The sequence below is a fragment of the Inquilinus sp. CA228 genome (assembly GCF_052078665.1).
Taxonomy (GTDB): domain Bacteria; phylum Pseudomonadota; class Alphaproteobacteria; order DSM-16000; family Inquilinaceae; genus Inquilinus.
In genome coordinates, this window is sequence record NZ_JBQJIK010000093.1 from 1 (window position 1) to 18,995 (window position 18,995).

Genomic DNA, 18,995 nt, shown 5'->3' on the forward strand with positions numbered 1-18,995 from the left:
CCCAAGAACACTCTTCGCATCCTCTCCTCAATGCCCTCTCACCACCCCCGCGGGGTGGAGCAGCCCGGTAGCTCGTCAGGCTCATAACCTGAAGGTCACAGGTTCAAATCCTGTCCCCGCAACCAACGATACCAACAAGGCCGCCCTCACAAGGGGCGGCCTTGTTGCTTTGGCGTGACGCCACTGGCAAGTGACTGACGCTGGCGCCCCGCGCCGGATCACCGGTCTTCACTCCAGCGCGAAGGCCTCGTGGACGGCCGATTGCAGCGAACCGCCGAGGACGGCGCCGCCGCCGGCCACATAGATCGAATCGCCCAGCACGGTCGCGCCGACGGCGTGGCGCGGGGTCAGCATCGGCGCGTGCTGCTGCCAGGAATCGGTCTTCGGATCGTAGCTCTCCGTCTGCCCGAACACCTTGGCCTGCCGCGGCACGCCCTGTTCGAGCACGCCGCCCTCGCCGCCCATGGCGAACAGGCGGTCGCGATAGGCCACCAGCCCGTGCCCCGACCGGGCCGTGGGGATCGGCGCGCGCTCCTCCCAGGTGTCGCGGTCGGGCAGGTACGCGTGGTGCAGATCGGTGTTGTACTCGAAGGTGTTGAAGCGCCCGCCGATGATGTGGATCACGCCGTCGTAGCCGACGCAGCCGACATGGTCGCGCGCGCCCGGCAGGGCCTTGCGCATCTCCCACCGGTCCGACTGCGGGTCGTACACCTCGTGCCAGCCGACGCTCGCCCGCTCCGCCACCGGCGCCGCGGCCCCGCCGATCAGATGGACCTTGCCGGCCAGCACCACGGCCGCGGCGGCGCCGCGGGCGCGGGGCAGGGGGGCGATGGCGCTCCACCGGTCTGCGGCCACGTCATAGGCATAGGCGTTGGTGTCCGGATCGCGGTTCTGCTGGATGAAGCCGCCGAAGGCATAGACCCGGCCGGCATCGGCCGCGACCGCCACATGGTTGGCGCCGCGCGGCAGCGCGGCCGCGTCGAACCACCGGTCTGCACCGGGATCGTAGACATGATGATAGGCGCGGTCGACGCGTCCCTCGCCATAGCCGCCGACGATGTGCATGCGGTCCGCCCAGGCCGTCGCCCAGGCCATTTCGCTGCGCGGGATCGGCAGCGGCGCGCGAGCGATCCAGCGCCCTTGCGGCCCGTTCGGCGCCGGGCTGTCGAACACGCGCTGGGCCTCCTGCGCGGGTTCGAGGTGATGCACGAAGTCCCCGCCCTTCAGGCGGGAATAGGGCGCGGGCGAGGGCGGCGCGTCCTTCAGCGGCGGCAGGTGATCCGCGTGCTGGGCGAGGGCTTCGGCGCCGAAGGCTGCCGTCGCTACTCCCGTCGCGAGAAAGGTCCGGCGATCCATCTGAGGCCTCTCGGAATGGTCGTGGAGATCTCGATGATACGGGACCGCGGCGTCCGTGCAAGCAATGCGCCATCCCAGCATCTGCATCTAAAATTGCATTTTGTGCTATATAGTGCAAATTTGGGGTACGCCGAAGCCGGGAGATCCATGCGTGACCGTGATGACTGCAGCCGCATCGCTGACCTCGGGCGGCCGCCGATACCGCATCGTCGATCTGCGGCACGCGGCCGGCGCCGATCTCGGCCGGCTGCCCACCATCCACCGCATCCTGCTGGAAAACGTGCTGCGCAACGCGGGCGAGGACGCGCCGCGCGCGGCCGCGGCGATCCTCGCCTGGCTCGGCACCGGGTGGAGCGGGGAGGAGATCCCGTTCCTGCCCGGCCGCGTGCTGATGCACGACACCACCTGCGGGCCGGCGCTGGTCGACATCGCCGGGATGCGCTCCGCCCTCGCCGAGGCCGGCGGCGACCCGCGCCGGCTGAACCCGGTCCTGCCGGTCGACGTCTCGGCCGACCATTCCCTGGCCGTCGACGTGTTCGGCACGCCGGACGCGATGCGGCGGAACATGGAGCGCGAGCTCGGCCGCAACGCCGAGCGCTACCGCTTCATGAAATGGGCGACCAAGGCGCTGTCCGGCGTGCGGGTGCACCCGCCCGGCACCGGCATCATGCACACGCTGAACCTGGAGCGGCTGGCGACGGTGGTCGGCACCGCCGAGCGCGACGGCGTCGCCTGGGCCATGCCCGACACGCTGATCGGCACCGACAGCCACACGCCGATGATCAACGGCATCGGCGTGCTGGCCTGGGGTGTCGGCGGGCTGGAGGCCGAAAGCGTGTGCTTCGGCATGCCGGTGATGATGCGGGTGCCCGATGTCGTCGGCGTCCGGCTGACCGGCTGCCTGAGGCCGGGCGTGCTGGCCACCGACCTGGCGCTCACCGTCACCGAGCGGCTGCGGCGGATCGACCTCGCCGACCGCTTCGTCGAGTTCTTCGGCCCCGGCGTCGCCACCCTGTCGGCCGGCGACCGCGCCGTGGTCGCCAACATGGCGCCGGAGTTCGGCGGCAATTCCGGCTATTTCCCGATCGATGCGCAGACCCTGCGCTATCTGCGCGGCACCGGGCGGGCGGAGGCGCAGGTCCAACTGGTCGAGGACTATGCCCGCCGCCAGGGCCTCTGGTTCGACCCGGCGGCGACGCCGCGCTACACCGAGACGGTCGAGTTCGACCTCGGCGACGTCGAGGTCAGCCTGGCCGGCCCGAGCCGGCCGCAGGATCGGATCCCGGCCAGTGCCACCGTCGCGGCCCTGGCGCCGATGCTGCCGGCCCGGCCTGCCGCCGCGGCGGCCGGGGAGCCCGGCGACGGGGCCGTCGCGATCGCCGCGATCACCAGCTGCACCAACACCTCCGATCCGCGCCTCCTCGTCGCCGCCGGGCTGCTGGCCCGCAAGGCGCGGCGCCTCGGCCTCAAGCCGCCGGCCTGGGTCAAGACCTCGCTGGCGCCGGGGTCGCCGACGGCGGAGCGCATTCTGCGCCGCGCCGGCCTCTTGGAGGATCTCGAGGCCGTCGGCTTCGGCATCGTCGGCTATGGCTGCACCACCTGCATCGGCAATTCCGGGCCGCTGACGCCGGCGATCGAGCGGGCGATGGCCCGCATCCTCCCGGTCGCAATCCTGTCCGGCAACCGCAACTTCCCGGGCCGGGTCCATCCGCAGCTCGAGGCCGGGTTCCTGGCCTCGCCGCCGCTGGTCGTCGCCTTCGCCCTTGCCGGCGACGTGAACCGCGACATCCTCGCCGATCCGATCGGCCGCTCGGCCGCCGGGGCCGAGATCCGGCTCGCCGATCTGTGGTCGACGGGGGCGGAGATCGACGCCGCGCTCGCCGCGGCGGTCGATCCCGCCGACTACGCCGCTGCCTACGAAAAGGCCGAGGCCAGCGAGGACTGGGCGCGGCTCGACGTCCCGGAGGCGACGCTGTTCCCCTGGGACGAGGCGTCGACCTATGTCCGCCGGCCGCCCTTCGCCGCCTTCGGCGCTGGCACCCGGCTGGGCGCCTACCGGGCGCATCCCCTGAACGTGCTCGGCGACGACATCACCACCGACCACATCTCGCCGGCCGGGCAGATCCCGGCGGACAGCGAGGCGGCGGAGCATCTGGTTGCGCGCGGCGAGGACCGGCGCGACCTCAACGTCTTCGCCGCGCGCCGCGGCAACTGGCAGGTGATGCTGCGCGGCCTGTTCACCAACCGCAGCGTGCGCAACCTGCTGGCGCCGGGGATCGCCCCCGGCTCGACCATCCATGCCGGGTCGGGCGAGGCGCTGCCGCTGTGGCGCACCGCCGAGCGCTATGAGCGCGACGGCGAGGCCGTCGTCATCGTCGCCGGCGAGCGCTACGGCATGGGGTCGTCGCGGGACTGGGCGGCCAAGGGCGCCGCGCTGCTCGGCGTCCGCGCGGTGCTGGCGCTCGGCTTCGAGCGCATCCACCGCTCCAACCTGATCGGCATGGGAGTCCTGCCGCTGCGGCTCGCCCGGCATCCGGCGGAGCTGGGGCTGGTGCCCGGCGACCGGCTGGCGATCGCGGCCGATCCGGATCGGCTGGCGCCGCGGGCCGCCGTCGCGGTGACGCTGCATCGCGCCGCGGGCGGGACCGAGGCGCTGCCGGCCACGGCAGCCGTCGAGACCACGCTGGAGATCGAGATCCTGCGGGCCGGCGGGATCATTCCCCTGATCCTGCGCCGCTTCACGGCGGCAGCAGACTGAACCGCCGCCGGTCAGAGGAAGCTGTTCGCGATCAGCTCCTGCGTGTAGGGCGCGGCGACGGTGCGGGCGCGCAGCGCGTCGGACGACAGCTCCTCGATGCAGGCGCCGTCCTTCATCACCAGCACCCGGTCGCACATCTGGCCGACCACGGCGAGGTCGTGGCTGACGAAGACATAGGTCAGCCGGTGCTCCTCGCGCAGGGCCATCAGCAGGTTCAGGATCTCCGCCTGGATCGAGACGTCGAGGGCGGAGGTCGGCTCGTCTAGCAGCACGATCGACGGCCGCAGGGCCAGCGCCCGGGCGATGGCGACGCGCTGGCGCTGGCCGCCCGACAGCTCATGCGGGTAGCGGTCGGCGAAGCGCGCCGGCAGGCCCACCCGCGCCAGGGCCCCCGGCACATGGTCCCACGGGTCCGGCAGGCCCATGGCGATCAGCGGCTCGGCCAAGGCGCGGCCGATGCGGTGCCGCGGATGCAGCGATCCATAGGGGTCCTGGAACACCATCTGCACCCGGCTCAGCTCGTCGCGGCCGCGCGTCGGGCCGACCGGCTTGCCGGCCAGCTCGATCCGCCCGGTCCAGCGCTGCTCCAGCCCGGCCAGGGATCGCAGCACCGTCGACTTGCCGCAGCCGGATTCGCCGACGATGCCGAGCGCGCCGCCGGGCTCGACCGCGAAGGACACGCTCTTCACCGCATGCGCGCTGCCGCGGCGGGACTGGAAGCGCACATCGAGATTCGCGACCCGGACCATCGTCTCGCCAGCGCTCATCGGGCGGTCTCCTCAAGGGCGGCCAGGCGGGCCCGGTCGATCACCGGCAGCCGATGCGGCCGCGGACCGTCGAAGCCCGGCATCGAGGCGATCAGGCCCCGCGTGTAGGGATGCTCGGCCTGGTCGAGCGAGCGCAGCTCCTCGACCACCCGGCCGGCATACATGACGAGAATGCGGTCGCAGAACCGCGCCACCATGCGGATGTCGTGGCTGATCAGGATCAGGCCGGAGCCGTTCTCGCGCACCAGCCCGTCCAGCAGGGTCAGCACGTCCTGGCGCACGCTGACGTCCAGCGCCGAGGTCGGCTCGTCGGCGATCACCAGCTTCGGCTTGTTCAGCAGCATCATCGCGATCATCGCGCGCTGGCCCATGCCGCCCGAGATCTCGTGCGGGTACAGCGCCATGGTCCGCTCCGGATCGCGGATTCGGACATGGCCCAGCATCTCCAGCGCCGCCTTGCGCGCCGCCCGCGACCCCAGCTTCAGATGCACCCGCGCCGATTCCGCGATCTGCGCCCCGATCGGCTTCACCGGGTTCAGCGAATAGCGCGGGTCCTGCAGGATCAGCGCCATGTCGCGGCCGCGGATCCGGGTCATCTCGCGCTCGCGCAGGGCCAGCAGATCGCGGCCGGCGAAGCGCAGCGCGTCGGCCTGGACCTGCGCGCCCTTGGGCTGCAGCCGCATGATGGCGCGCCCGGCCGTCGACTTGCCTGATCCGGATTCGCCGACGATCCCCAGCCGTTCGCGGCCCAGCGTGAAGCTGACGTCGCGCACCGCCCGGGTGGTGTACGCCCCGTGGCCGAAGGTGACCGACAGGTTCTCGACCTGCAGCATGGGGGTGTCAGCGGGCATGGCGGGGATCCAGCACGTCGCGCAGGGCGTCGCCCAGCAGGTTGAAGGCCAGGCTGGTCGCCAGGATCGCCAGGCCGGGCATCACCGAGACCCACCAGGCGTCGAGCATGAATTTGCGGCCGCTGGAGATCATCGCCCCCCATTCCGGCGCCGGCGGCTGGGCGCCGAGGCCGAGGAAGCCGAGGCCCGCCGCGGTCAGGATCACCCCGGCCATCGACAGGGTCAGCCGCACTATCACCGACGGGATGCACATCGGCATCACATAGAGGCCGATCAGGCGCAGATGCGAGGCGCCGTAGAGCCGCGCGGCGGCGATGTATTCGGCCTGCCGAACCACCAGGGTCTCGGCCCGGGCCAGCCGGGCGATCGACGGCCAGGCGGTCAGCGAGATGGCGACGATCGCGGTGCCCAGCCCGGCGCCGAGGGCCGCCGCGAAGGCCAGCGCCAGCACCAGCGAGGGAAAGGACAGGACGATGTCGGTCGCCCGCATCAGCACGGCGTCGACGCGCCCGCCGCAATAGCCGGCGACGACGCCGATCAGCAGGCCGATCGGGCCGATGATCAGGGTGACCGTGCCGACGATCTGCAGCGTGATCCGGCTGCCCCAGACCAGCCGGCTGAAGATGTCGCGCCCCAGCTCGTCGGTGCCGGCGAGATGGCCCCAGCCGGGCGGCTGCAGCACGTTGTTCAGGTTCTGCACGGCGGGGTCGTAGGGGGCGATCCAGGGCGCCAGCAGGGCGATCACCACCAGGAATCCGATGACGGCCAGTCCGGCCATGCCCAGCTTCTCACACCGGAAGCGGCGGATCTGGGCCGACCAGGCGCCGCCGGCCGCCTGCTCCGCCGCGGCGGGCGGCATCGGCTGCTCAGCCTGCATCGACATCAGCGGGCCTCCCGCGTGCGGGGGTCGAGCGCCAGATAGGCGGCGTCGGCGAGGACGTTGAGGATCATGAAGATCAGGCCGATCAGCAGGGTGCAGGCCAGGATGGCGTTCATGTCGCCGATCATCAGGGCGTTGGTCATGTACTGGCCGATGCCGGGCCAGGAGAACACGATCTCGACCAGCACCGCCCCCTCCAGCAGGTGGCCATAGGAGATCGCCAGGATGGTGACCAGCTGCACCGCGATGTTCGGCAGGATGTGGCCCCAGACCACGCCCGGCAGACGCAGGCCCTTGGCCCGGGCGGCGACGATGTAGTCCTGGCCCAGCTGTTCCAGCGTGAAGCTGCGGGTCATGCGGACGATATAGGCCATCGAGGCATAGGCCAGGATGCAGGCCGGCAGGATCAGGTGGCCCAGCGCGTTCCAGAAGATCTCGTGCTCGCCGGCCAGCAGGCTGTCGATCAGGATGGCGCCGGTCCGCGGCTCGACGATGTCCTCGTAGAACACGTCGATCCGGCCCGGCCCGCCGACCCATTGCAGCCCGGCGTAGAACACGATCAGCCCGACGATGCCGAACCAGAACACCGGCAGGGAATGGCCCAGCAGCGCCAGCACCCGGGCGATCTGGTCCAGCAGCGTGTCGCGGTACAGCGCCGCCAGCAGGCCGAGCGGCACGCCGACGGCGACGCTGAGGATGATGGCCAGCGTCGCCAGCTCCAGCGTCGCCGGGAAGGCGGCGGCCAAGTCCGACGCCACCGGGTTGCCGGTCAGGACCGCGGTGCCCAGGTCGCCCTGGGCCATGTTCTTCAGATAGACCCAGAACTGCTCGGGGATCGGCAGGTCCAGGCCCATCTTGGCCCGCATCGCCGCATAGGCCGCCGGGTCCGCCAGCTCGCCGACGATGGCGCCCACCGGATCGGACGGCATCAGCCGCCCGATCACGAAGGTGAGGCACAAGAGGACGAACAGGCTGAGCAGCAGGCCGAACAGGCGGCGCAGCAGCTTCAGCGGCAGGTCGCGGGTCATGTCAGCCCTCGTCGCCTGGAAACACGGTCACTCGGCCTTCTTCTTGACGATGTCCAGCCGGACGCCGCGGAAGCCCTGGCCGATGAAATTCTCGACGTTGCCGGACACCACCACCGGCGAGAACCGCTCGAACATCGGCAGGATGGCCGGGCCGCTGGCCAGGAAGATCTTCTGGATCTCGGTGTAGAGGGCCTCGCGCTTGGCGCGGTCCTCCTCGCCGCGGGCCTGCACGGTCAGCTTGGTCAGCTCCGGGATGTCCCAGGCCGACCGCCAGGTGAAGTAGCCGGAATTGCCCTCCGGGCTGTTGTCCGGGTTGTAGGTGAAGTTCTGCAGCGACCCGATCGGGTCCGCCATGTTGCCGCCGCCGGTCAGCGGCATCAGCAGGTCGAAGTCCCGGCCGCGGTGGGCGGCGATGATCTGGCTGCCGTTGCCCTGCTCGATCGAGACCTTGATGCCGATCTGGGCCAGCGAGGCCTGGATCGCGGTGGCCAGGTCGACGCGCGGGGTCTCGGCGATCGTCTTCAGGGTCAGCGGGAAGCCGTCCGGGACCCCGGCCTTGGCCAGCAGCTCCTTGGCCTTGGCGACGTCCAGCGTGAAGCCGGGGTCGGGCAGGGCGGTCGGGTAGTTCTCCGGCACCGGCACCTGGCGGACCCGGCCATAGGGCCCCATGATCGTCTTCTGCATGCCGGCATAGTCCAGGCCCCAGGCGATGGCGCGGCGGACGTCGGGGTTGGCCAGGTACTGGTTCTGGGTGTTCATCGCCAGCACGTAGAAGCCGCCGGTCGGCACGCGCTGGGTGACGAAGCCGGGCTTGCCGTCGAAGGCGGCGATGTCGGAGGCGGCCAGCGCCGTCGCCACGTCGATGTCGCCGCGCTCCAGCAGCAGGCGCTGCACCTGGCTTTCCGCGACGTGGCGCATCACCACCCGCTTCATCGCCGGCGGGCCGCCCCAGAAGGCGTCGTTGCGGTCCATCAGGATGATCTCGTTCGGCGACCAGCGGCGCAGCACGAACGGCCCGGACCCGGCCGAATTGGCGCGCAGCCAGGCGTTGCCGAAATCGTTGTCGGCCTCGTGCTTGGTGGCCTCGGCCTTGTCGATCACGGCGCCGTTGTTGCCCGACAGGGCGAATAGCACGAACTCGGCGATGGTGCCTTCCGGCAGCTTCAGGCGGAAGGTCTTCGGGTCGACCACCTCAAGGAAGCTGTCGATGTTGGTCTCGTCATAGCCGTAGGGCTTCCACAGCGACGCGGCGGCCTGGTTCAGCTTCAGCATCCGCCGCAGCGACCACGCCGCATCCTCGGCCGTGACCGGGTTGCCGCTGGCGAATTTGGCGTCGCGCAGGTGGAAGACGATGGACCGGCCGTCGACCTCCCAGCTCTCGGCCAGCTGCGGCACCAGCTTGGTTGCATCCTTCGGATCGGTCGAGACCAGCCGGTCGTAGATGTTGGAGGTGATGATCCAGGACCCCGACTCGGTGGCCTGGCCTGGATCCAGCGACAGTACCTGCGCCAGCGATGCGCCGATCACCAGCTGGTCGGCCGGCGTCTTGGCCGCGGCGGCGCCGCAGACCGGCACCAGCGCGACGGCCAGGGCTAGCAGCCTCGTCCTCCATCGTTTCACGATACGGTCCTCCCTATTTTTGGTATGATGTCTGTTGTCTGACGACTATCATCGACGATCTTGACTTCGCAAGAGTCAAATGTGTGACTGCCGGTGACGAATGGGCGGAAGGCACGCCCCAGCAAGAATCGACCAGGAGGAGCGGTGCCGAACCCAATTGGAGTCGATGCGGGGCTGCCGCGACGCCGTGAGAAGCTGGCCGTCGCCATCGTCGAGGCCCTGAGCAACCGGATCGCCAACGGCGTGCTGGCAGTCGGCGCCAGATTGCCGACCGAGCAGCGCCTGATCGACGAGTTCAACGTCAGCCGCACCGTGGTGCGCGAGGCGATCGCCGAGTTGCGGGCCAAGGGGCTGGTCGAGCCGCGGCAGGGCGTCGGCGTGTTCGTGACCCCCGGGGTGGAGCCCGAGCCCGGCCTCTTGTCCGGCGACTTCACCCGGCTGTCGGAAGTGTTGGAATTGCTCGAGTTCCGCATGGGCGTTGAGATCGAGGCGGCAGGCCTGGCGGCGCTGCGCCGGTCGTCGCGGCAGGAGGCCGAGATCCTGCTGGCGCATGGCCGCATGATCGCCGCCGTCGATATCGGCGGCAGCGCCGTCGACGCCGATTTCGGGCTGCATCTGGCGATCGCCGCGGCCACCAACAACCACTTCTACACCGACGTCCTGACCTATCTCGGCAAGCGCACCATCCCGCGCAGCCGGCTGGGCGAATCGGCCGAGGCGACGACCAGCTATCTGCGCAAGGTGATCGTCGAGCATGCCCGGATCATCGCGGCGATCGAGCGCCAGGACCCGGACGGCGCCCGTCTGGCGATGCGCCATCACCTGACCGAAAGCCAGCGCCGCTACCGCGCCCTGGGCGGGCTGCCGGCCGACGCCGAATCCTGACCGGCATCGCCGCGTTCCGGCTTGTCATCAGTCATATGATGTCATATTAGCTCAGCCAACAAAGCTGATCGCAGGGAGGGTGCGGGCATGTATCTCGGAACGCAGAACGGGATCCGGGGCGACGATGATTACCGGGTCCTGAGCCAGCTCGGCGTCCGGCACCTGAACGACAACCCGGCCGGCAACCCGCATGACTGGTCGCTGGACGTGCTGCTGCGCCATCGCGAGAAGGTCGAGGGCTTCGGCCTGGTGCTCGACATGGTGCAGCTGCCGCTCGGCTCCCGCCCGATCGAGCAGTCGGACAGCCCCGACATCCTGTCGGCCGGGCCGGACCGCGACCGCCAGATCGACTCGATCTGCCGGCTGATCGAGACCCTGGCGCGCGCCGGGATCCCGGCCGCCAAGTACAACCTCAACATCATCGGCATCCCGCGCACGCCGGACGAGCCGGGCCGCGGCGGGTCGCTGAACGCCTCCTTCCGCTGGGACAAGGCCGACCACGACGCGCCGCCGACCAGGATCGGAACCCTGTCCGAGGACGAGAACTGGGAGCGCATCGACTATTTCCTCGAGCGCGTGATCCCGGTCGCCACGGCGAACAAGATCCGGCTGGCCTGCCATCCGCACGACCCCTACACCCCGCCCGGCTATCGCGGCGTCACCCGGGTGCTGGGCACGGTCGAGGGGCTGAAGAAATTCATGCTGATGCGCGAGAGCCCCTATCACGGCCTCAATTTCTGCCAGGGCTCGGTCGGCGAGATGCTGGAGGATCCGGGCCGCGAGATCGACGAGGTGATCCGCTGGTTCGGCAGCCGCGGCAAGATCTTCAACGTCTATTTCCGCAACATCCGCGGCGGCAAGCTCTCCTTCATGGAGACGTTCCCGGATGAGGGCGACATGGACATGTGGCGGTCGATGAAGCTCTACGCCGAGCTCGGCTACCCCTACATGGTGATGCCGGACCATGTGCCGACCATCAGCGGCCGCGACCCGGAAGGCGTCGCCTTCGCCTTCTGCTACGGCTACATCGCCGCCCAGCTCGAGACGCTGAGCCAGCTCTACCCGGGGTCCGTGACCCGCTGATCCGATCGAACGAGGCTTCTATGGATCCCCAGCAGCTCAAAGGGGGCCTGTCCGCCGGGCTCCTGTCCTTCCCCGTGACCCATTTCGACGCCGATTTCCGCTTCGACCGCGCCGGCTACGAGGCGCATGTCGGCTGGCTCGGCGGCTTCGACGCCGCGGTGCTGTTCGCCGCCGGCGGCACCGGCGAGTTCTTCTCGCTGACTCCGGCCGAGGTGTCGCAGGTGGTGGGCGCGGCCAAGGCCGTTGCCGGGTCCACGCCGATCGTCTCCGGCTGCGGCTACGGCACCCAACTCGCGGTCGAGATCGCGCGGGGCGCCGAGGCGGCGGGGGCCGACGGCATCCTGCTGCTGCCGCCCTATCTGATGACGGCGGAGCAGGCGGGCCTCTACGCCCATGTCAAGGCGGTGTGCGACGCCGTCGGCATCGGCGTCATCGTCTACAACCGCGACAATGCGGTGCTGTCGGCCGACACCATCGCCCGGCTGTGCGATTCCTGCCCGAACCTGGTCGGGTTCAAGGACGGCCACGGCCAGGTCGACCTGGTGCTGGAGATCACCCGCCGGATGGGCAGCCGCCTGGCCTATATCGGCGGCATGCCGACGCATGAGGTGTTCGCCGCGCCCTATTTCAGCGCCGGCGTGACCACCTATTCCTCGGCCGTGTTCAACTTCGTGCCGGAGCTGGCGCAGCGCTTCTACCGCGCCCTGCGCGACGGCGACACGGCGACCACCGACACGCTGCTGCGCGACTTCTACTACCCGCTGCTGGCGATCCGGAATCGCGGCAAGGGCTATGCCGTGTCGATCATCAAGGCCGGGCTGGCCGCGATCGGCCGCTCCGCCGGCCCGGTGCGCCCGCCGCTGACCGACCTGAAGCCGGAGGAGATGGCGCAGCTGCGCGACCTGCTGGCCCGGCACGCGGAGGTCCTGGCGCCGGGCTAGGCCGGCGCGATCACGGAACCGTCCTCCGCCATTCCGGTGATGACCCGCTCGACCGCCTCGACGCTGGTGTGCTTGGGATCGATGTCGTCCGCCACCACCCGGCCGCGGCGCATCACCACGATGCGGTCGACCACCTGGAAGACATGGTGGATGTTGTGGGCGATGAAGATGCAGGAATGCCCCGAATCCCGGGCGTTGCGGACGAAGCGCAGCACCCCTTGCGTCTCCGCCACGCCGAGATTGTTGGTCGGCTCGTCGAGGATGATCAGGTCGCTGTCGAAATGCATCGCGCGGGCGATCGCCACGGCTTGGCGCTCGCCGCCGGACAGCGAGCCGATCGGCGTGTCGGGCGGGATGTCCTTGCTGATGCCGACCCGCTTCAGCAGGTTGCGCGCGACCGCGTCCATGGCGGCGTGGTCCATGCGGTTGAGCAGGCGCGGCCCGCGGATCGGCTCGCGGCCGAGGAACAGGTTGCGGGCGATCGACAGCTGCGTCACCAGCGCCGAGTCCTGGTAGATCGTCTCGATGCCATGGGCGATGGCGTCGGTGGTGCTGCCGATCTCCACCTTGCGGCCGCGGATGAAGATGTCGCCGCTGGTGTACGGCACCGCGCCCGAGAGGATCTTGATCAGCGTCGACTTGCCGGCGCCGTTGTCGCCGAGCAGGCCGACGATCTCGCTCTCGCCGACCGTCAGGCTGACGTCCTCCAGCGCCCGGACGCGACCGTAGAACTTGGTGATATGCGCCATGCGGATCAGGGGTTCGGCCATCGCTGTCAGGTCCCCGCCTGGTGCCGGCGTTCAAGCCAGGAGTGCAGCGCCATCATCCCCAGGATGATCGCGCCGATGAAGATGTTGTAGGCGAGGCCGGGCACGCCGATCAGGACGATGCCGTTGCGCATCACCCGCAGGATGAAGATGCCGAGCACGGTGCCCAGGATGGTACCGCGCCCGCCGCTCAGCGCCGTGCCGCCGATCACCACCATGGCGATGACCTCGAGCTCGTAGCTGGTGCCGCTGTTCGGGTTGGCGGCCGAGGTGCGGATCGAGCTGATCACCCCGGCCAGGGCGGCCATCGTCGACGACAGCACGAACAGCGCGATCTTGGTGCGGCCGACGCGCACGCCGCGGGCCCGCGCCGCGCCGGGATTGCCGCCGGCGGCCTGGATCCAGTTGCCGGCCTTGGTCTGGTTCAGGACGTAGCCCATCGCCAGCGCGGCGGCGATGAACCAGAACAGCGACATGTAGACCCGGAAGCCGCCGACGAAGAAGTCGCCGGCCAGCAGCCAGGCCAGCCAGTTGCCGCCGGTGTTCCAGGTCCGCTGCGGGAAGCCGTCGGTGATGAACAGCGCCGTGCCGCGCACCACCAGCAGCATGCCGAGGGTCACCAGGAAGGACGGGATCTTCAGCCCGGTCACGAACCAGCCATTGACCAGCCCGATCAGGCCGGCGACGGCCAGGGCGGCGACGAAGCCGACCTCCAGCGGCGCCGTGCCGCTGTTGAATAGCGTCCACATCAGCACCGGGGCGAAGCCGAAGACCGAGCCGACCGAGAGGTCGAACTCGCCGGAGGTCATCAGCAGCGTCATCGCCAGCGCGATCAGGCCGAGCTCGACCGTGAAGGCCAGGGTGTTGCTGATGTTCTGGGGTGACAGGAACTCGGGGTTGATCGCCCAGAAGGCGGCGAGCTCGACCACGAGCAGGATGAGAGGCCCGAATTCGGGCTTGGCCACCAGGCGGTGGACGATCGAGCGATGTTCCAATGGAGAGTCCCGAGAAGGGGTCTGCGCGGCACCTGCGGCCGCGCAGACCGGTGGAGCCCTACTTGCCGGACAGGATCTTGTCGTAGACCGCCGCGGTGTCCTTCTCGTACAGCGCGCCGGTGATGACGTTGAACCCGGGCGGGATGCCGCTCCCGGCCATGGCCGCGAGCGACAGGGCGACGTAGCTGGTCGCCTGCGGATCCTGCCACTGCCCTGCATTGACGTAGCCGGTGAGGACCTCCTGGGTGGTGTCGAGCGAGTTGCCCCAGCCGACGACCGGGATCTCGCCGGGCTTGACGCCGGCTTGGTCGAACACGCGCTTGATGCTGCCGGTCACCAGGTCGCCCAGGCCGATGATGGCCTTGATCTTCGTCCGGTTGGCGGTCAGGTAGTCGACCATCCGGCTGATGGCCTCGGCCTGGTCCAGCGTGTTGTCGGTCACCTCCCAGGTGATCCCGAGCGGCTTGAACACGCTGGCGATGCCTTCCTCTTCCTGCACGCCGTAGGTCGCGCCGGGGATCTCGACCGGCAGCCAGACGAAGTCGCCGGACTTCACCAGGCCCTTGTCGACCAGGTACTGCGCCCAGTTCCGGCCGAAGGTGGTGTTGTCGCCGCCGACATAGGCGTCGAAACCGGCCTGGGGGTCGGGGGTGTTGAAGTTGATGATCGGGATACCCGCGGCCTTCGCCTCCTTCACCACCTCGATCAGGCTGCCCGGATCCGGGCTGGTGGTGACGATGCCGTCGGCCTTGGCGGCGATCGCGGCGCGCACCGCCTCCTGATGCGACGGCACGTCGCCGCTGTGGAACGAGGTGTTCACCGTCTGGCCGGTATCCGCGGCCCATTGCTTGGCGCCGGCCAGGAAGTAGGTCCAGACCGGGTCGGCCGGGCCTCCGTGCGAGATCCAGTAATAGGTCTTGGCCTGGGCCGCGGCCGGCGCGGCCAGCGCCAACAGAACGCCGCAGAGCAGCAGCGACAATCGCCTGAACATGCGTTTCCTCCCCTGTTATCGCCGCCTTCTCACGATCGATGGGCGGACATGCATCGAGACTGACACAGGTACGGGCAGCCCGGCGATGCGGATCGCCATGGCGCCCCGCTTCAGCGGGTGCCTTCCGGCTGCGTCTTGGCCTCGACGGTCTCGTCGCGCTCCGGGTCGAAGAAGGCGCGGTGGCCGGCGTCCAGCGTCAGACCCAGCGCCTTGATCCGGTCGTCCGCCACCTTCTCCAGCCTGGTGTAGCCGGGGTGGTGGTGCGCCTTGTACGGGTCGTTCCAGGCGGCGTTGTAGCAGCACAGCATGACGTTGCGCGAATGCTCGGACTTGTTCTGCTCCGAGGCGTGCAGCGTGTTGGCGTGGAAGAAGCAGACGTCCCCCGGCGCCATCTCCATGTAGTCGCGCGGCATCCGCTCCAGCGCCTGGTTCACCCGCTCCATGTCGGCGCCGGTCTGGCCGCCGACCCTGCCATGGTCGATCCGGCCCAGCTTGTGGCTGCCGCGGATCATCTGCAGGCAGCCATTCTCCTTGGTCGCCCGGTCGATCGCGATGGCGACCGACATCATGTCGGGGTACAGGCAGCCATTGTTGTACCAGTAGCCGTAATCCTGGTGCCAATCCCAGGCGCCGCCGGCGCGGGGCCGCTTCATCGTCAGCTTGGAGTGGTAGTGGTAGACCTCGCCGCCCAGCAGCCGCTCGGCGCCGCCGACCATGCGGTCGCAGCGGGCGAAGGCGCCGAACAGGTCGTCGCCCGGATGGTTCCACAGCGCCAGCTCGGTCGACCCGCCCAGGCTGTCCTTCAGCGCCACGACATGGCTGCGGATGCCCTCGTCCTGCGTGATCGCCTGCTGCAGCAGGCCGATCTCCTCGCCGTCGAAGAAGCCGGGCTTGACGACATAGCCGTCGCGCCAGAAGGCGGCGTGGTCGGCCTCGGTCAGTTGGGGAAAGGGCATCGGGTCCTCCTGGTCTTCAAGGCAGGTTCTCGCGGGTGAAGATCTCGATCCGCACCGGGGCGCCCGGCGCGGCCGGCTCGGCCGGACGGGTGTGGTGGCCCAGCAGCAGCCGCAGCGTCTCCGCCGCCTCGGCCCGTGGGTTCTGGTTGATCGCCGCGTCCATCACGCCGTCGATCAGGAAGCGGCGGGTGTGCGGCGTCAGCTCGTGGCCGATATAGACCAGGTGCGGCGCCTCCGCCGGCCGGCGGCGCAGCACCTCGGCGACGCCGCGGTTGCCGCCGCCGATGTTGTAGAGGCCGATCAGGCCGGGATGGGCGTCCAGCAGCCGGGCGGTCACCGCGGCGCTCTGCTCGACGCTGTCATGGCCCTCGACCAGGGCCGGGACGGTCAGGTTCGGGAAGCGCTCGCGCAGCACGCTGCGGAAGCCGGCCTCGCGTTCCTCATGGCCGCGATAGGCCAGGCTGCCGGCGATCAGCCCGACCTCGCCGCTGCGCCCGGCCAGGAAGCGGCCCATCAGGTCGCCCGCGGTGCGGCCGGCGGCGCGGTTGTCGACGCCGACATAGCCGATCCGGGCCGATTGCGGCAGGTCCGACACCATGGTCGCCACCGGCACGCCGGCGGCCGCCAGTTCCGCCACTGCCTCGCGCACCGCCGGGTGGTCGAGGGCGATGAAGCCGACGCCGTCGCTGCCCCGGCCGACCCGGCGCAGAGCTTCGGCCAGCGCGTCGGGGTCGAAGCCCTCGATCAGGTGCAGCCGCGGCTTCACGCCGAAGGCGGTGAAGTCCCGCTCGGCGGCCAGCACCGCCTCGCCCAGGTCGCGGATGAAGGTGTTGCTGCCGGCCGGCAGCACGATGTCGAACAGCAGCGCCCGGCCGCGCGACAGCAGGCTGGCGGCCAGGTTGGGGGCGTAGTTCAGCCGCTGCACCACCGCCTGGACCCGGCTCGCGGTCTCGGCGTTGACGCCGTCGCGGCCGTTCAGCACCCGGTCGACCGTGGCCAGGCTGACCCCGGCCTCGCGGGCGATGTCGACCATGCGCGCCTTCTTGCCGGCGTCCGTGGCGGTGGTGTCCTGCCTCATGCCGTTAGACCCCCAGCGCCCGCAGCTTGCCGTCGATGAAGGCCTTGGCGCGGGGCACGTCGGCCTCCTCCAGATGCTCGATGATCAGCGGGATGTTCGGGTGCCGGCGGGACAGGCGCTGCAGATACAAATCGTAGTTCAGCGACCCCAGCCCCGGCGCCGGCAGCTCGATCTCGCCGACGCCGCGGAAGCTGTGCGCCTCCGACGCGTCGATGTCGGCATGCTTCTCCGACTTGTCGGTGCCGGAGCGCTTCACGTCCTTGGCGTGGCTGATCCGGATGCGGTCGTCCAGCGCGTCGAAGATCCGGTTCAGCTCCCGGTCCATGCGGTCGATGTTGTGGGATTCGAAGTAGTTGGTCGGGTCCATCAGCAGGCCCAGGCCCGGGTTGGGCACGTCGGCGAACAGGCGGAGCGTCTCGTCGACCGAGCCGATCACGTTGTTGACATAGGTCTCGAGCAGGAAGACGGCGCCGTGGTCATAGGCGGTGCGGGCCAGATCCTCGACCACCGCGCGGCACTCCTCATAGCCCTCCTCGGTCTTGTTCCTCGGGTGGTGCACCCAGTCGCTCTCGGTGGCGAAGGTGCCGGTCTCGCTGATGACATAGGGGCTGCCCAGGTCGCGGGCGTGGCGGATCAGCGTCCGCAGATGCTCCAGCTTGGCCTGCCGTGCCGCCGGGTCGGGGTGGACGATGTTGGTGTAGCCGCTGATGGCGCAGACCGGCAGGTCGTGGTCGCGGAAGGTCTCACGGATGGTCCGGCATTTCTCGCGCGTGATCGCGCTTGTGGACAGGTCCATGTCCTTGAAGGCGAGGTCGAGCTGGACGGTGTTGAACCCCAACGAGCGGATCTTCTTCGCCGTCTCCGGCAGCGAATAGGGGAAGTAACCGGTGAAGATGCCGACCTGGATCATGACGCGTTCCTCCGTGTTGCTTGTTGTTGTCAGGCGCCGAATTCCGCCAGGCGGACGGCGCGCTTTTCCGTGAGCGAGCGGTAGGCGGCCTCGACCAGGGCCATGGTGCGGACGTTGTCGGCGCCGCTCAGCAGCGGCGGCTCGCCGGTCTTCACCGCGTATTGCAGCTGCTCCATCACACCCTTGAAGGCGTGCGGGAACCACATCGTGTCCCAGCGCGGGCGCACCCAGGTGCCGCCGGTCTCCGGCGCGCAATAGGCCAGGGTGCTGGGGCTGCCCTTCGGATAGTCCGGCCAGCCGATGGTGCCCTGGGCCAGGCCCTCGGTGCCCTCGACCCGCCACTTGATGTAGATGTCGCTCTCGAAGCCCTCGGCGCGCGGGCCGGACCAGACATCCTCCAGGCTCACCGCCATCAGCCCGCCCGGGAAGGACAGGGTGGAGCAGCAGATGCCGTCGCGATGCGGGAAGCGGGTGCGCGGGTCGGTCCGCGCCGCCGTATAGATCTCGACCGGGTCGCCGAACAGGAAGCGCAGCACGTCGAGGTGGTGGATGCTCATGTTGAGCAGGGTCAGCCGGCCATAGGCCTCGAGGAAGGGCTGCCAGTGCGGGATCGCCCGCATCTCGATCGTCGCCAGCACCGGCGTGCCCAAGGCGTTGCGGTCGAGCAGCTGCTTCAGCACCCGCATCGACTGGTCGAAGCGCATGTTCTGGTTGACCGACAGGATCTTGCCGGCGGCCGCGGCCTCCGCGGCCAGGCGCTGCGCCTCGGCATGGTCCATCGCCAGCGGCTTCTGCGCCAGGATCGCCCGGATGTGCGGCTGGCGCAGCGCGTGCCGGATCAGGGCCGGCTGCTGGTCGGGCGGGAAGGCGATGTCCAGGATCTCGACCTCGCGGTCCTCGATCAGCGCCGCCGACGTGTCGTGGACCCGCGGGATGTCCCAGCGTTCCGCCACCGCCCGCGCCTTGTCCGGCGTGCGGCTGGCGATGGCGACGACCGGGAAGCCGGCCTCGCGATACGCCGCCAGATGCACATCCGCCATGATGAACCCGGCCCCGATCGCGCCGATGCGGTGGTCACGGCAACGGATCTCGGGGTCGGGCGCGAAACCCGACGGCACGGACATGGCGG

General features: G+C 69.8%; 17 protein-coding genes and 1 tRNA gene. 5 read left to right on the plus strand and 13 right to left on the minus strand.

All coding sequences use genetic code 11. The features are described 5' to 3' along the window. Positions 1-48: 48 nt before the first annotated feature. A tRNA-Met gene (locus tag ACTOWL_RS32770) sits at positions 49-125 on the plus strand. Positions 126-228: 103 nt separating this feature from the next. On the opposite strand, the gene ACTOWL_RS32775 is transcribed toward ACTOWL_RS32770, so the two are convergent. Continuing rightward, the gene (locus tag ACTOWL_RS32775; protein WP_441325494.1) at positions 229-1,356 is read right to left on the minus strand and encodes a Kelch repeat-containing protein; all 1,128 of its coding nucleotides are present in this window, start codon (positions 1,354-1,356) and stop codon (positions 229-231) included. A 160-nt stretch (positions 1,357-1,516) separates the two neighbouring features. On the opposite strand from ACTOWL_RS32775, the gene acnA reads away from it, so the two are divergent. Next, complete coding sequence (gene acnA, locus ACTOWL_RS32780) at positions 1,517-4,114, plus strand: aconitate hydratase AcnA (RefSeq protein WP_441325517.1); 2,598 nt, start codon at positions 1,517-1,519, stop codon at positions 4,112-4,114. An 11-nt stretch (positions 4,115-4,125) separates the two neighbouring features. On the opposite strand, the gene ACTOWL_RS32785 is transcribed toward acnA, so the two are convergent. From ACTOWL_RS32785 to ACTOWL_RS32805, 5 genes are read right to left on the minus strand one after another with little or no spacing between them, the layout of a single operon-like run. After that, the gene (locus ACTOWL_RS32785) at positions 4,126-4,881 is read right to left on the minus strand and encodes an ABC transporter ATP-binding protein (RefSeq protein WP_441325495.1); all 756 of its coding nucleotides are present in this window, start codon (positions 4,879-4,881) and stop codon (positions 4,126-4,128) included. After that, positions 4,878-5,732 (minus strand): ABC transporter ATP-binding protein, encoded by an 855-nt coding sequence (locus tag ACTOWL_RS32790; protein WP_441325496.1) that lies wholly within the window; start codon positions 5,730-5,732, stop codon positions 4,878-4,880. Before ACTOWL_RS32790 ends, ACTOWL_RS32785 begins: the two co-directional genes overlap by 4 nt. Beyond that, positions 5,722-6,615, minus strand: coding sequence for an ABC transporter permease (locus ACTOWL_RS32795; protein WP_441325497.1), 894 nt, complete (start codon positions 6,613-6,615; stop codon positions 5,722-5,724). The genes ACTOWL_RS32790 and ACTOWL_RS32795 overlap by 11 nt, the downstream gene beginning before the upstream one ends. Further along, positions 6,615-7,640, minus strand: a complete 1,026-nt coding sequence (locus ACTOWL_RS32800) for an ABC transporter permease (protein WP_441325498.1) — start codon at positions 7,638-7,640, stop codon at positions 6,615-6,617. Before ACTOWL_RS32800 ends, ACTOWL_RS32795 begins: the two co-directional genes overlap by 1 nt. A gap of 27 nt (positions 7,641-7,667) precedes the next feature. After that, a complete protein-coding gene (locus ACTOWL_RS32805; protein ID WP_441325499.1) occupies positions 7,668-9,260 on the minus strand; it encodes an ABC transporter substrate-binding protein in 1,593 nt (530 codons plus the stop codon). A gap of 144 nt (positions 9,261-9,404) precedes the next feature. Here ACTOWL_RS32805 and ACTOWL_RS32810 point away from each other — a divergent pair, with 144 nt between their 5' ends. The 3 genes from ACTOWL_RS32810 to kdgD all read left to right on the plus strand — a co-directional run bounded on the left by ACTOWL_RS32810 (position 9,405) and on the right by kdgD (position 12,169). Further along, entirely contained in the window at positions 9,405-10,145 is a 741-nt protein-coding gene (locus tag ACTOWL_RS32810; protein WP_441325500.1) for a FadR/GntR family transcriptional regulator, read from the plus strand. A gap of 87 nt (positions 10,146-10,232) precedes the next feature. Further along, the gene (locus ACTOWL_RS32815) at positions 10,233-11,228 is read left to right on the plus strand and encodes a mannonate dehydratase (RefSeq protein WP_441325501.1); all 996 of its coding nucleotides are present in this window, start codon (positions 10,233-10,235) and stop codon (positions 11,226-11,228) included. 20 nt (positions 11,229-11,248) lie between these two features. Then, complete coding sequence (kdgD, locus tag ACTOWL_RS32820; protein WP_441325502.1) at positions 11,249-12,169, plus strand: 5-dehydro-4-deoxyglucarate dehydratase; 921 nt, start codon at positions 11,249-11,251, stop codon at positions 12,167-12,169. Here the strand turns inward: kdgD and ACTOWL_RS32825 are convergent. The 7 genes from ACTOWL_RS32825 to ACTOWL_RS32855 all read right to left on the minus strand — a co-directional run bounded on the left by ACTOWL_RS32825 (position 12,166) and on the right by ACTOWL_RS32855 (position 18,990). Then, positions 12,166-12,939: an ATP-binding cassette domain-containing protein gene (locus ACTOWL_RS32825; protein WP_441325503.1), complete on the minus strand. Its 774-nt coding sequence runs from the start codon at positions 12,937-12,939 to the stop codon at positions 12,166-12,168. The genes kdgD and ACTOWL_RS32825 overlap by 4 nt on opposite strands. Before the next feature lie 5 nt (positions 12,940-12,944). Next, positions 12,945-13,931 (minus strand): ABC transporter permease, encoded by a 987-nt coding sequence (locus tag ACTOWL_RS32830; RefSeq protein WP_441325504.1) that lies wholly within the window; start codon positions 13,929-13,931, stop codon positions 12,945-12,947. 58 nt (positions 13,932-13,989) lie between these two features. After that, positions 13,990-14,922 carry a substrate-binding domain-containing protein gene (locus ACTOWL_RS32835; RefSeq protein ID WP_441325505.1) on the minus strand — a complete coding sequence of 311 codons (933 nt, stop codon included), beginning with the start codon at positions 14,920-14,922 and terminating at the stop codon, positions 13,990-13,992. A gap of 110 nt (positions 14,923-15,032) precedes the next feature. After that, positions 15,033-15,878 carry a phytanoyl-CoA dioxygenase family protein gene (locus ACTOWL_RS32840; protein WP_441325506.1) on the minus strand — a complete coding sequence of 282 codons (846 nt, stop codon included), beginning with the start codon at positions 15,876-15,878 and terminating at the stop codon, positions 15,033-15,035. Positions 15,879-15,894: 16 nt separating this feature from the next. Next, on the minus strand, positions 15,895-16,956 hold the full coding sequence (locus tag ACTOWL_RS32845) for a LacI family DNA-binding transcriptional regulator (protein WP_441325507.1): 1,062 nt from the start codon (positions 16,954-16,956) through the stop codon (positions 15,895-15,897). 4 nt (positions 16,957-16,960) lie between these two features. Continuing rightward, positions 16,961-17,866, minus strand: coding sequence for a sugar phosphate isomerase/epimerase family protein (locus ACTOWL_RS32850; RefSeq protein WP_441325508.1), 906 nt, complete (start codon positions 17,864-17,866; stop codon positions 16,961-16,963). A 29-nt stretch (positions 17,867-17,895) separates the two neighbouring features. Next, positions 17,896-18,990: a Gfo/Idh/MocA family protein gene (locus ACTOWL_RS32855; RefSeq protein WP_441325509.1), complete on the minus strand. Its 1,095-nt coding sequence runs from the start codon at positions 18,988-18,990 to the stop codon at positions 17,896-17,898. Between the last annotated feature and the right edge of the window lie 5 nt (positions 18,991-18,995).

Bases quoted from the DNA above. Each gene is read 5' to 3' on its own strand.
- ACTOWL_RS32790 (WP_441325496.1), bottom strand. From the start codon at position 5,732: ATGCCCGCTGACACCCCCATGCTGCAGGTCGAGAACCTGTCGGTCACC.
- kdgD (WP_441325502.1), top strand. From the start codon at position 11,249: ATGGATCCCCAGCAGCTCAAAGGGGGCCTGTCCGCCGGGCTCCTGTCC.
- ACTOWL_RS32795 (WP_441325497.1), bottom strand. From the start codon at position 6,615: ATGTCGATGCAGGCTGAGCAGCCGATGCCGCCCGCCGCGGCGGAGCAG.
- ACTOWL_RS32800 (WP_441325498.1), bottom strand. From the start codon at position 7,640: ATGACCCGCGACCTGCCGCTGAAGCTGCTGCGCCGCCTGTTCGGCCTG.
- ACTOWL_RS32840 (WP_441325506.1), bottom strand. From the start codon at position 15,878: ATGCCCTTTCCCCAACTGACCGAGGCCGACCACGCCGCCTTCTGGCGC.
- ACTOWL_RS32775 (WP_441325494.1), bottom strand. From the start codon at position 1,356: ATGGATCGCCGGACCTTTCTCGCGACGGGAGTAGCGACGGCAGCCTTC.
- acnA (WP_441325517.1), top strand. From the start codon at position 1,517: ATGACTGCAGCCGCATCGCTGACCTCGGGCGGCCGCCGATACCGCATC.
- ACTOWL_RS32785 (WP_441325495.1), bottom strand. From the start codon at position 4,881: ATGAGCGCTGGCGAGACGATGGTCCGGGTCGCGAATCTCGATGTGCGC.
- ACTOWL_RS32845 (WP_441325507.1), bottom strand. From the start codon at position 16,956: ATGAGGCAGGACACCACCGCCACGGACGCCGGCAAGAAGGCGCGCATG.
- ACTOWL_RS32835 (WP_441325505.1), bottom strand. From the start codon at position 14,922: ATGTTCAGGCGATTGTCGCTGCTGCTCTGCGGCGTTCTGTTGGCGCTG.
- ACTOWL_RS32825 (WP_441325503.1), bottom strand. From the start codon at position 12,939: ATGGCCGAACCCCTGATCCGCATGGCGCATATCACCAAGTTCTACGGT.
- ACTOWL_RS32815 (WP_441325501.1), top strand. From the start codon at position 10,233: ATGTATCTCGGAACGCAGAACGGGATCCGGGGCGACGATGATTACCGG.
- ACTOWL_RS32850 (WP_441325508.1), bottom strand. From the start codon at position 17,866: ATGATCCAGGTCGGCATCTTCACCGGTTACTTCCCCTATTCGCTGCCG.
- ACTOWL_RS32855 (WP_441325509.1), bottom strand. From the start codon at position 18,990: ATGTCCGTGCCGTCGGGTTTCGCGCCCGACCCCGAGATCCGTTGCCGT.